The sequence below is a fragment of the Tannockella kyphosi genome (assembly GCF_021054785.1).
Taxonomy (GTDB): Bacteria; Bacillota_I; Bacilli_A; order Erysipelotrichales; family Coprobacillaceae; genus Tannockella; species Tannockella kyphosi.
In genome coordinates this window covers 2,005,037-2,017,913 of record NZ_CP088239.1, presented here as the reverse complement: position 1 = coordinate 2,017,913, position 12,877 = coordinate 2,005,037, and the positions used below count along the sequence as shown (strand labels likewise).

Genomic DNA, 12,877 nt, shown 5'->3' with positions numbered 1-12,877 from the left:
TAATGAAAAAAAAGGACACACTAAATTATATGTTAGGATGTGCTTGTAAAGAAAAGAAGGAGAACAAAGAAATGGAACTATCAAAATTAACAAAAGAATCTTTAATTACTATCCATAGTGATTTAGTAAACAAAGACGAAATTATTCATGCATTAATTGAGAAATTATATCAAGAAGATAAAATTTCTAACAAAGAAGAATTTTACAATGCAGTTATTGCAAGAGAAGAAATAAGTGCAACAGGAATTGATGCTGGACTTGCTATTCCTCATGGTAAATCATCAGCTGTAAAAGAAGCATCTTTTGCAGTAGCAATCTTAAATAATATTGCTACTGATTGGCCAAGTGTTGTACCAACCAATGAAGTTAAATATGTTTTCTTATTAGCAATACCAGAAGTAGATGAATCAGGAACACAAATGAAGTTATTATCTACTTTAATGACAAAGATGTCCGATATGAATTATACAAGTAAATTATATAGTGCAACATCTCCAAAACAATTCGTAGAACTATTAGATTATGATCCTAATCAAACAACAGAAAAAGAAGAAGTAACATATACACACAGCATTGTTGCAATTACAGCATGTGCTGCTGGAATAGCACATACTTATATGGCGGCCGAAGCACTTATAAAAGCGGGTAAAGAAATGGGTGTTCAAGTATTTGTTGAAAAACAAGGGGCAAACGGAATTGAAGATCGTCATACAAATGAACAATTAAAAAATGCAGATGCAGCTATCTTTAGTGTCGATGTAGCAGTAAAAAATGAAGAACGTTATCAACATTTACCAACTATCCGTACAAGAGTAGCAGCACCATTACATAATGCCCAAGGCATTATTCAAGATGCATTAGATAAAGCTAGTAATAGTGATAAAAAAGAATTTGTAGAACAAGATGCAGTAGATGAAAGTATAACAGGAATTATTAAAGAATCTGTAATGACAGGGATTTCTCATGTTATTCCTTTGATTGTAGCAGGAGGGATGATTGCAGCTTTAGTAACAATCTTTGCAAGATTGTTTGGAGCAGAGGTTTTATTAAGTGATTCAACTAGTTATTTATATCAAATTAAATTATTAGGTAGTACTTTATTAGGGACACTAATGGTACCAGTATTAGCAGCATATATGGCTTATAGTATTGCAGAAAAACCAGGGTTAACAGCAGGGTTTGCTGCTGGGTTATGTGCCAATATGATAGAAGGTGGATTCTTAGCTGGGATGCTAGGTGGGATTGTTGCCGGATTTGTTATGTTAGGTTTAAAGAAATATATTCCTGCTAAAGGAACATTTGCAGGGTTTGTAAGTTTTGTTATTTATCCTGTTGCATCTGTTTTAATTGTTGGAATTATTATGTTATTTGTATTAGGACAACCAGTAACTTGGTTAAATAATAGTTTAGTAGCTATGTTAAGTTCTTTATCAGGGACAAATGCAGCATTACTTGGGGCAATTGTTGGAATCATGGTTTCTTTTGATTTAGGAGGACCTGTAAATAAAGCATCATATGCATTCTGTGTTGCAGCAATGGCAGAAGGTGTATTAGTACCATATTGTGTATTTGCATCCGTTAAAATGGTTTCTGCATTTGCAGTAACATTAGCAACTAAGTTTGCAAAAGATTTATATACAGAACAAGAAAGAGAAATTGGTAACTCAACTTGGTTACTTGGATTAGCTGGTATTACAGAAGGTGCGATTCCATTTATGATGGCAGATCCTTTACGAGTAATGTTTTCGATGTCAGTAGGATCAGCAGTTTGTGGAGCTTTAGTAGCTATGTTCCAAATTGGTTTAGATGTACCAGGAGCAGGAATTTTCTCCATATTTGTATTAACAGCAGATAACATGCCAGTAGCAATGGCAGTATGGTTTGGAGCAGCAGTGCTAGGAGCAATCATATCAGCTTCATTATTAGTAATTACTAGAAAACAAAAACTAAAGAAATAGAGGAAATAAAATGTCAAACAAAGTACATGTAGTACCCCATATGCATTGGGATCGTGAATGGTATTTTTCAGCCGAAGAATCAAAATTATTATTAGTAAACAACATGGAAGAAATCATGACAAGATTAGAAAATGATCCTAATTATCCAACTTATACATTAGATGGTCAAACAGCAGTATTAGAAGACTACTTAAATATCATGCCAGAAAACAAAGAAAGATTAAAAAAATTAACACAAGCAGGAAGATTAATTATTGGTCCTTGGTATAGCCAAACTGATGAAATGGTAGTTGGTGGAGAGTCAATTGTACGTAACTTATTATATGGACATAAAGATTGTGAAGAGTTTGGACCTGTAATGAAACTAGGATACTTACCTGATTCTTTTGGACAATCAGCTCAAATGCCAATGATATTAAATGGATTTGATATTCATAGAAGTATGTTTTGGAGAGGTACTAGTGAAAGAATGGGTACTACAAATACAGAATTCTATTGGACAAGTGATGATGGAAGTAAAGTATTAACCCAATTATTACCTTTAGGATATGCTATTGGTAAATATTTACCAGAAGAAAAAGAAGCTCTTGCAAAACGTTGTGAAAAATACATGCCAGTATTAGAAAGAGGAGCTACTGGAGAAAATATTTTATTACCAAATGGTCATGACCAAATGCCAATTCAACAAAATATTGAAGAAGTAATGGTTCAATTAAAAAATATTTATCCTACAAAAGACTTCTTCTTAAGTAGTTTTGATAACTTATTTGAAGAATTAGAAAAGAAAACTGATTATGATACATTACATGGAGAATTCTTAGATGGAAAATACATGCGTGTTCATCGCTCTATCTTCTCTTCTAGAGCAGATATTAAAATCTTAAACACAATTATTGAAAATAAAATAACAAATATCTTAGAACCATTAGCTTCTTTAGCTTATTCATTAGGGTTTGAATACTATCATGGTTTTATCGAATCTATTTGGAAAGATATTATGAAAAACCATGCCCATGATTCAATAGGATGTTGTTGTAGTGATAAAGTACATCGTGAAATAAAAGAAAGATTTATCTTAGCTTTAGAAAAAGTAGATCGTTTCATTGAATTCTATCAAAGAAAAATAGTAGATTCGATGGATAATGCAATAGCATTAGATAAATTAACAGTATTTAATATGTTACCTACTACTAGAAAAGAAGTAGTAATTGGCAAAGTAATTACACGTATGAAAGGATTTAAATTAGTAGATAGTAATAACCAAGAAGTAGCTTATACTATTGAAACAAAACAAATCATTGATGCTGGTTTAATTGATCGTCAAATTGTACATTATGGTAACTATGATCCATTTGTAGAATATACATTACAAATAGATACAACCATTCCATCTATGGGTTATACAACATTCTTCTTAGTAGAAGATACTTGTTCTATGGAAGTAACAACAAAACAAGCAAATCATTTAGAAAATGAATATTATGTAATTGAAGTAGCTAATAATGGAACATTAACTATTTTAGATAAAACAACTAATAAAGAATATAGTGATGTATTATTAATGGAAGATGGTTCAGATGATGGAGATGGATATGATTACTCACCATTAATAGAAGATGTAATCTTTACATCTAATGATGTAATCGCAAATACAACAATCAATGCTACTGACTTAACAAGTAAAGCAATTATTAATTATACAATGGAAGTACCAAAAAACTTACAAAGACGTAGTGAAGGATTTATAGATGCTACAATGGACTTTAGCATTGAAGTAGGATTAAAGAAAAATAGTGATTTTATTTCTATTCAAATTACGGTAGATAATAAAGCAGAAGATCATCGATTACGTACCTATATTCCTCAAAATATTGCTGGTAAAGTATCCTTAAGCGATAATCAGTTTGGTATTATAGAAAGACCAGTTTATGATGATGCATTAGATTATTGGGAAAAAGAAAAATGGAGTGAAAGACCAGATACGATTTATCCAATGTTAAGCTATGTAACATTAAAAGATGCATCTCTAGTGGCTTTTACAAATTCTATTCGTGAATATGAAGTAATTGGAGATAACTATGAAACAATCGCACTTACCTTATTTAGAAGTGTCGGAGTATTAGGGAAAGAAAACTTAGTACGTCGTCCTGGGCGTCCATCAGGAATTAAGATGGAAACACCAGATTCTCAAATGTTAGGAACAATTACAATGGACTTAGGTATATCTACTTATGCATCTACAAATGAACTTGCAACAAAAGCAAAAGCTTATACAACACCATTAGTTTCTTATAACAAAATGCCTTATAACGCAATGAAACTAAACAACAGTGGAAAACAAACTCCTTATACACATTCTTTATTTACACAAACAAACAAAAATATTGTTATCAGTACTGTAAAGAAAATGGAAAAAGAAGAACAATTATTAGTTCGTGCTTTCCAAATCACAAAAGAAGAACAAACAATAGAATTAAATGTTCCTATTAAAAAAGTAACAAACTTAAATGAAGAAACAATAGATTCAAACAACAATATCGCTTATAATCAAGTTAAATCATTTATTATTTAAAAGAAAAGAGGCTGATCTAATGAAGAAAATAGTAATAGCATGTGATTCATTCAAAGGATGTATGGATGCATCAATTGCCTGTGATGTAATAGAAAAAGCCATGAAAGAAATTCATCCTACTTACACCTATACAAAAATACCAATGGCAGATGGTGGTGAAGGAACAGCACAAATCCTAAGTGATGCTACCAATGCAAGACTCCAAACAGTAAAAGTAAAAAATCTATATCATCAAGATATCAATGTAACCTATGGTATACATCAACACACTGCATTTATCGAAGCAGCAAGTAATCTAGCGATTACTTACCTGCTCGATAATCAAAAGCAACCATTAGAAGCAACGAGCTATGGTTTAGGTCAAATTATCTTAGATGCCATGAGTCGTGATTGTACCAAAATTATTGTTGGTTTAGGTGGTAGTGGAACAGTAGATGGTGGTTTTGGAATGTTATGTGCCTTAGGAGCAAAATTTTATAATCATGAAGGGCAACTATTACCCTGTCATGTATCTTCTATTGCAAAAATAGCAAGTGTTGATTTAACAACAACATTTGTAAACTTAGAAGGTATTGAAATCCAAATAGCAAGTGATGTTGAAAATACATATATTGGTAAAAATGGTGCTAGTTATACTTTTGGACCTCAAAAAGGATTATCTCCTAAACAAGTGGAACAAATGGATCAAGATCTTAATCATCTTGCAACTATCTTTTTACAAGCAACCAACAAAGAGATTCGTGATGTACCTAGAACCGGAAGTGCAGGAGGACTAGGAGGAGCATTTTATTTATTAGGAGCTTCTTTAGTGAGTGGAATTGATTTAGTAATGGATATTACTAAATTAGAATTGGCTATTTTAGATGCTGATCTCGTAATTAGTGGAGAAGGTAGTATTGATGGACAAACTATTGATGGCAAAACAATTAGTGGAATCGCAAGATTAACATCAAAACACCAAGTACCATTTATTACATTTGGTGGTAGAGTAACAAAAGAAGCAAGCAACTTATATGATATTGGTGTCACTGCAATGTTCTCGATTGTTAATGAATGTATGCCTTTAGAAACATCATTGGCTTTAGGGGAACAATGTCTTTATCAAGAAGTAATCAATATTTCTAAAATCTTATTCAAATAAAAAAATCCGAGTTTCTCGGACTTTTTTATTTATCTAATTTTTTAACAATCGCATATAAATCATAAACATCTCTAATCTTTTCACTAGCAAGAGATTGATCAATAGGAAATATTGGCACTTCTCTCGCTACAACATAGCCTCCAGCACTAGTTGCAGCTTGAATACCTGGCTTAGAGTCTTCTAGAATAACACATTGTTCAGGAGTCACATCCAATAGTTCCATTACTTTTAAATATACATCTGGAAAAGGTTTGCTTCTAGGACAATCATCTCCAGAATAATAAACATCCACAAACTGATCTAAAGAAGTTTCTTTTAAGGCAAGTTGAATACCTTGCCTACTTGTTGCAGAAGCTACTGCAATCTTATAACCATCTTCTTTTAAATCACGCAATAATTCATAAATATTTTCTGTTCTTATTTCCTTATACGCAAATGGATTATCAAGAATACTTTGCGCACATAAACTCATCATTTTAGCACCACTAATAGGCTTTGCAAGCTTATCAAAAGTTTCTAAACTATCTGGAGAACTAGCCCCAACTAGGCAGTAAAAATCTTCTTCCCTTACAATAATATTTTTACTACGAAAAACTTCAACAAAACGCTTCATATACTCTATTTCACTTTCAATTAATACTCCATCCATATCAAATAACACTGCTTTTATCATTGTTTTCACCTCACAAAAGAGTATATCATAAATAGATGGAAGGATGATGATTTATTAATGAAAAATAGAATGTAAAAAAGTGCCTATTTTCCAATATAATATTGATAATTAAAATAAAGTATGCTATAATCGTTGAGCATGTAAAAAAATTTACTGCCTGTCTATTCCAAAAGAGAATAGGCCAATAGACCATAGGAGGTATAAAAATGAACAAGTATGAAATTATGTTTATTGTAAAACCTGACGTTGAAGAAGAAGCAAGAAATACAGTTATCGAAACGTTAAAAGCAATTTTAGCTACAGATAACGGTACTATTGATTCAGTTAACGAATGGGGATTACGTGATTTAGCTTACGAAGTAAAAAAATTCTCAAAAGGTTACTATGTAGTTATTGAAACAACAACTACACCAGCTAACATTAAAGAATTTGATCGTATTTCTAAAATCAATGATTCTGTTCTACGTCAATTAACTCTTCGCAAATAAGGAGGAGCTAACAATGATAAACAGAGTAGTATTAGTAGGAAGGATGACAAGAGATCCTGAACTAAGAACAGTAGGTAATAACGCCTCTGTAACTAGCTTTACCTTAGCAATGAATAGAAATTATAATTCTACAAACGGACAACAAGCAGACTTTATTAATTGTACTGTTTGGAATAAAGTAGCAGAAAATGTAAAAAAATATTGTTCTAAGGGTTCATTGGTAGGGGTTGAAGGAAGACTTCAATCAAGATCATATGATAATGCTCAAGGACAAAAAGTGTATGTTGTAGAAGTTGTATGTGACTCTGTTCAATTCCTTGAAACAAAAGGGGCTAGAGAAGCAAACCAACAACAAGGCGGATACCAACAAGGTTATCAACAACCTCAAGGTGGATACCAACAACAACCACAAAATAACAACAATTACTATGATGCACCACCGGTAGCACAGGCACAACCTGTACAACCAACAAGGAATTTACAAGAAGAATTTGGAAATTCTGATAATTCATATGCAATCATGGAAGATGATTTACCATTTTAACGAAAGGAGAATTTCAAAATGGCATTCAAAAGACAAAGAATGGGAAGAAAAAAAGTATGTTTCTTCACTAAAAATAAAGTAACTTATATTGATTATAAAGATGTTGAGTTATTAAAAAGATTTATCTCAGCTAATGGGAAAATTATCCCTAGACGTGTAACTGGTACAAGCGCTAAATACCAAAGAATGTTAGCTACTGCTATCAAACGTTCTAGACAAATGGCTTTATTACCATACGTTGGTGAATAATTAGAAAAGACCTTTTCTGGTCTTTTTTTTTAAGAATAAAGGAGAGATGAAGATGGAAGAAAAAAAGAATTTAATCGTTGATGTAAATGAAAAACCAAAAGCAGGATTATGGTTATTATTAAGTTTCCAACATGTATTTGCAATGTTTGGAGCAACTGTATTAGTACCTATCTTAACTGGTTTTCCAGTATCAGTAGCATTATTTGCTTCTGGATGTGGAACAATCATTTATACTATTTGTACAAAAGGAAAAGTTCCTGTTTATTTAGGATCATCATTTGCTTATATTACTGCAGTTGTTTTAGCAGTAGAAGCGATGGGTGGAAATATTTCAGCTGCTCAAACAGGATTAATGTTAGTAGGGTTAATTTATATTATTGTAGCCATTATTATTAAGTTTGTTGGAACAGCATGGGTGGATAAATTATTACCTCCTATTGTAATTGGTCCTATGATTGCAGTTATTGGATTAAGTTTAGCAAGTTCTGCTGTATCAAATGCTGGATTTACAAGTGATGGGACAGTACCTCAAATGGTAGTAGCAATTATTACTTTCTTAGTAGCTGCAGGTGTATCTGTTTATGCAAAAGGATTCTTAAAAATTATTCCTTTTTTAGCAGCTATTGTTGTAGGATATTTAGTAGCATGGGTATTAGGTTTAGTTGATTTAAGTGGATTAGCTACAGCTAGTTTCTTTGCAATTCCTGATTTTGCTTTCCCATTCTATGTGGAAGGATTCAGACAATATGAATTCTATTTTGGACCAGAAACATTAGCTATTTTACCAGTAGCAATTGTAACTATTTCTGAACATATTGGAGATCATACTGTATTAGGTAAAATCTGTGGTAAAAACTTCTTAAAAGATCCAGGTATTGATAAAACTTTAATTGGTGATGGTGTAGCAACGGCATTCTCTGCATTCTTAGGAGGACCTGCAAATACTACTTATGGTGAAAATACAGGTGTTATTGGTATGACAAAAATAGGTTCTGTTTATGTAACTTGTGGAGCTGCCTGTATCGCAATCTTATTATCATGTTTAGATTATGTAACAGTTATTATTAATTCAATTCCAACTTGTGTATTAGGTGGGATGAGTATTTTATTATATGGTGTTATTGCAAGTAATGGTTTAAGAATCTTAGTTGATAACAAAATTGATTTCTCAAAATCAAGAAACTTAATTATTGCTTCGGCAATGTTAGTAGTTGGTTTAGGAGGAGCAGTATTCCCTATTGCAGGAAGTGCTACTTTATCAGGTACAGCTTTATCAGCAATTGTAGGAGTTGTATTAAACTTATTATTTAGAGATGATATAGAAGAAGAATAGTCGAAAGGCTATTTTTTTTACTTAATTTGACATAATAAGTTCTATTAAAAAGTGTATCTATTTACTTGAAGGAATGGATAGGCTATAATTAAAAATAGAAAAGCATCGATAGGAGGCACATTATGTCAAATCATGATGAAAATCAAAGACAAATCATAAATGAGTTACTAGTAACATTATTTAATGAAATATTAGATATAGAAGAAGATTATTTACAAGAACACGGAGTAAAGAATTTAACTGTAACAGAAATACATATGTTAGAAACAATAGAAAGTATTGAAAATCCAACAATGTCTTCATTAGCTAAAAAAGCAACTCTAACAAATGGAACTGTTACAACAGCAATTAAAAAATTAGAAGAAAAAAAATGTGTTCAAAGAATAAAAGATGAAAGAGATCGTCGTATTATGCGTGTTATTCTCACTGAAAAAGGTAAAAAAGCAATTGCAATTCATACTAAATTCCATCAAGAAATGATTGATAGTATATGTAGTGATACATCTTCTCTAGAAGATAAACATCTTATTGATTCCTTAAGGAATCTAACTGTATTCTTTAAAGGATTTAAAGAAAAAAACAAATCATAATAATAAAAAAGGACAAAGAAACATAATTTCTCTATCCTTTTTTTTGTCTAAAAAGATAAATAAAAGAAGAATATTGAAAGCGGTTGTATTTATTAAAAAATTAGTTGTTAGTGATTGACTTTCCGCCCTTAAAGACATACAATAACATAGGAGTTCTTATTTATGAACTAAGTTTATTGGGAGGTTAAGATGAATAATACAATATTTAGAAGCATGCAAATACTAGAATATATTAGTGAAAAAAAAGAAGGAGTAACATTACAAGATATCGTCAATGAATTCGGATATCCTAAAAGTAGTGTCTTTGTAATAGTGCAGTCATTGCATGAATTAAATTACGTAAGAACAATGCCTTATAATGAAAAGAAATACTGTTTAGGTGTAAAAGCTTTTTCATTAGGTATGAAATATTATAATGGGTTAGATGTCGTAGATCAGTGTCTTGCAGGTTTAAAACCAATTGCTGATAAATATGATAAAACAGCATTTGTAAGTATTTTAGATGGAACAGATTTAGTTTTCATGGGTAAATATGTTGCCCCTAAAGCAGTGCTTGCAACATGTGCGTTAGGTGCTAGAAAAGATGTCTATGCAACTGCTAGTGGAAAAGCTATTTTAGCGTTTTTACCAGAAAAAGAAAGACAAGTTATCCTTGATAAAATTGAATTTAAACATTTAACAGAACATACGATTAATGATAAAGAAAAATTGATCAAAGAATTAGATATTACTAGACAAAGAGGGTATGCAATAGAGATGCAAGAAGATCGTAGTATTTCTAGTTGTTGTGGTGTACCAGTATTTGACTATACTGGAAAAGTAGTCGTGGCGCTTTCACTTTCTGATGTATATAACGAGAAAATGGACAATGAAGCAATGGCAAATGAATTACAATTAATAGCGAATAATGTATCGAAATCATTAGGGTACAGAGGATAAAAACTAGAACACTTCTAGTTTTTATTTTATCTAAAATGTAAGTCCTTACATTTTTGTATAGGAAAATACGATATATTGTATAAATGAATGAAAAAAAATTTAAAAAATAAAGGTTCATAAAAAAGTCAAAAAATACATATAATATAAAGAAAAATAGGATATTGAAAACGGTTATAAAAAAATCCCTTGAGAAAAAGTGCACAAAAGTAACTATAACTCATTGACAAAAGAAAAAGGACATACTATACTTTAGTTGTAAATGATAAACCAGGTTCGTATATGTGAACAATTTATCATCAACGTTTAACTGATACATACCGGTGTATAAAGTTTAAGAAACGGGATCAAAAGATTATTCAATAGAATACTTATGGCAGTAAGTATTCATTCAATAATTTATTTTTTGTAGACATTGTAAAACTTAGTTCATATATATGAATTATAGACAATGAGAATGTCTTTTGATTTCAATGGTAGAAAAGAAAATTTAGGAGGAATTATCGTGATTGATATTCTAGTAGTATGCGTTTATTTTGTCTTTTTAATGGCAATTGGTTGGATTTTTCGAACTTTCTCAAGTTCAACTAGTGACTATTTCAAAGGTGGTGGAAAGATGTTGTGGTGGATGGTAGGTGCTACAGCGTTTATGACACAATTTAGTGCTTGGACTTTTACAGGTGCAGCAGGAAAAGCATTTACAGATGGATTTGCTGTATTAGCAATTTTCTTTGGAAATGCAGTAGGTTATTTAGGAAATTATTTATTCTTTGCAGCGAAGTCAAGACAACTTCGAGTGGTTACTCCAATTGAAGGAATTCGTTTACGTTATGGTAAAGTAAATGAACAAGCTTTCACATTAGCGTCATTACCAATTAGTATTATTCAAGCTGGTATTTGGCTAAATGGTTTAGCAGTGTTTGCAGCAGCAGTATTCAATGTAGAAATGAATATAACAATCGTTATCACTGGTGCAATTGTAGTATTAATGTCAGTAACAGGTGGAGCTTGGGCGGTAGTAGCTTCTGACTTCTTACAGATGGTTATCATTATGGCAGTATCAGTAGTAGCAACAGTAGTTGCAGTTATTAAAGCAGGTGGAATTAGTGTTATTTTTGCAGAAGGTTTACCAGCAGGAATTGTAACAGGATCAGATTATAACTATATGTGGTTATTCTGGGCATGGGTATTATGTTCTTTTGTAAAACAATTCTTATCAACAAACAATATGATTGATTCTTATCGTTATATGTGTGCAAAAGATACAAAAAATGCAAAAAAAGCAGCATTACTAGCATGTACTTTAATGTTTGTAGGACCTTTGTTATGGTTTGTACCAGCTTGGTTTGTAGCAGCATTTAATCCTGATACAGCAACATGGGGATTAGAAGCATTAGGAAGTAGTATTACAGATGCAACATATTATGTATTTGTTCGTGACTTTATGCCAGTCGGAATGGTTGGGTTAATGATGTCGGCTATGTTTGCGGCAACTATGTCATCAATGGATTCAGCATTAAATAAAAATGCTGGTATTATTGTACGTAATGTATATAAAGTATTTATTAATGAAAATGCATCAGATGAACATATGTTGAAATTAGGAAAAGTAATGACTTTATTATTTGGTATTACTATTATTGCAGTAGGGATATTTATTAATAGTTTAGAAAATACTAGTTTATTTAATGTTACAACAATGGTTGGTTCTTTATTAGCTTTACCAATGTTAATTCCATCTTTATTAGGATTCTTTATTAAGAAAACACCTGATTGGGCTGGATGGGGAACATTAGTAGTAGGTATGGCAGTATCTTACTTTATTGCATTTGTATGTAATGCAGATATGGTAAGTGCAGTAATTGGTATACCTTTAACTGCAGCAGAGTATAGTGATATGTCTTCTCTTACTTTAGGAGTAGTATTACATGGATGTATTACAACACCATTCTTCTTATTAAGTCAATTATTCTTTAAAGGATATTCTCCAGAACGTCAAAAAGAAGTTGATTTATTCTTCGAAAATACAAATACGCCAGTAGTTGTAGATGAAGAAGATCCAGAAGTAATTGAATCTGATTGTAGACAAAGAAAAACATTAGGCGGATTATTAGCTACAGCAGGGGTTGCTATAACGTGTATGTTCTTTATACCAAATGAGTTTGCAAGTAGATTTGTATTTGTAGCAGTAGGAGTAGTAGTATTCGTAGCTGGAATGGGATTAATTATTTCTGCTAAAAACTCTAAAAAACATGTTTAAAAAATAAAAAAACATATTGGGAGCATAGCTCCTAATATGTTAAATAAAAATGAAGTAAAAAGCACGATGAAATCAATGAATTGTACATGAAATAATTGGAAACTCATTGACAAACAAAACAAGATTGAATATA

At 31.4% G+C, this 12,877-nt stretch carries 11 protein-coding genes; 10 read left to right on the top strand and 1 reads right to left on the bottom strand.

The genetic code is table 11. The features are described from left to right. The first annotated feature begins 71 nt into the window (after nt 1–71). From mngA to LRR82_RS09785, 3 genes are read left to right on the top strand one after another with little or no spacing between them, the layout of a single operon-like run. Nucleotides 72–1,958: a PTS 2-O-a-mannosyl-D-glycerate transporter subunit IIABC gene (gene mngA, locus LRR82_RS09795; protein WP_249029251.1), complete on the top strand. Its 1,887-nt coding sequence runs from the start codon at nt 72–74 to the stop codon at nt 1,956–1,958. A gap of 10 nt (nt 1,959–1,968) precedes the next feature. After that, on the top strand, nt 1,969–4,530 hold the full coding sequence (gene mngB, locus LRR82_RS09790) for a mannosylglycerate hydrolase (RefSeq protein ID WP_249029250.1): 2,562 nt from the start codon (nt 1,969–1,971) through the stop codon (nt 4,528–4,530). Between the two features lie 19 nt (nt 4,531–4,549). After that, nucleotides 4,550–5,671, top strand: coding sequence for a glycerate kinase (locus LRR82_RS09785; protein WP_249029249.1), 1,122 nt, complete (start codon nt 4,550–4,552; stop codon nt 5,669–5,671). A 25-nt stretch (nt 5,672–5,696) separates the two neighbouring features. On the opposite strand, the gene LRR82_RS09780 is transcribed toward LRR82_RS09785, so the two are convergent. Further along, nucleotides 5,697–6,344, bottom strand: coding sequence for an HAD family hydrolase (locus LRR82_RS09780; RefSeq protein WP_249029248.1), 648 nt, complete (start codon nt 6,342–6,344; stop codon nt 5,697–5,699). Between the two features lie 206 nt (nt 6,345–6,550). Between LRR82_RS09780 and rpsF the strand changes: the two genes are divergently transcribed. From rpsF to LRR82_RS09745, 7 genes are all read left to right on the top strand, one after another. Beyond that, the gene (rpsF, locus tag LRR82_RS09775; RefSeq protein WP_249029247.1) at nt 6,551–6,832 is read left to right on the top strand and encodes a 30S ribosomal protein S6; all 282 of its coding nucleotides are present in this window, start codon (nt 6,551–6,553) and stop codon (nt 6,830–6,832) included. A 13-nt stretch (nt 6,833–6,845) separates the two neighbouring features. Next, the gene (gene ssb / locus LRR82_RS09770; protein ID WP_249029246.1) at nt 6,846–7,376 is read left to right on the top strand and encodes a single-stranded DNA-binding protein; all 531 of its coding nucleotides are present in this window, start codon (nt 6,846–6,848) and stop codon (nt 7,374–7,376) included. Between the two features lie 18 nt (nt 7,377–7,394). Then, the gene (gene rpsR, locus LRR82_RS09765; RefSeq protein WP_249029245.1) at nt 7,395–7,625 is read left to right on the top strand and encodes a 30S ribosomal protein S18; all 231 of its coding nucleotides are present in this window, start codon (nt 7,395–7,397) and stop codon (nt 7,623–7,625) included. 52 nt (nt 7,626–7,677) lie between these two features. Continuing rightward, nucleotides 7,678–8,958, top strand: a complete 1,281-nt coding sequence (locus tag LRR82_RS09760; RefSeq protein ID WP_249029244.1) for a uracil-xanthine permease family protein — start codon at nt 7,678–7,680, stop codon at nt 8,956–8,958. Nucleotides 8,959–9,080: 122 nt separating this feature from the next. After that, nucleotides 9,081–9,548 carry a MarR family winged helix-turn-helix transcriptional regulator gene (locus LRR82_RS09755; RefSeq protein ID WP_249029243.1) on the top strand — a complete coding sequence of 156 codons (468 nt, stop codon included), beginning with the start codon at nt 9,081–9,083 and terminating at the stop codon, nt 9,546–9,548. Nucleotides 9,549–9,737: 189 nt separating this feature from the next. After that, the gene (locus tag LRR82_RS09750; RefSeq protein WP_249029242.1) at nt 9,738–10,487 is read left to right on the top strand and encodes an IclR family transcriptional regulator; all 750 of its coding nucleotides are present in this window, start codon (nt 9,738–9,740) and stop codon (nt 10,485–10,487) included. A gap of 502 nt (nt 10,488–10,989) precedes the next feature. After that, nucleotides 10,990–12,744, top strand: a complete 1,755-nt coding sequence (locus LRR82_RS09745; RefSeq protein ID WP_249029241.1) for a sodium:solute symporter family transporter — start codon at nt 10,990–10,992, stop codon at nt 12,742–12,744. Nucleotides 12,745–12,877: the final 133 nt, after the last annotated feature.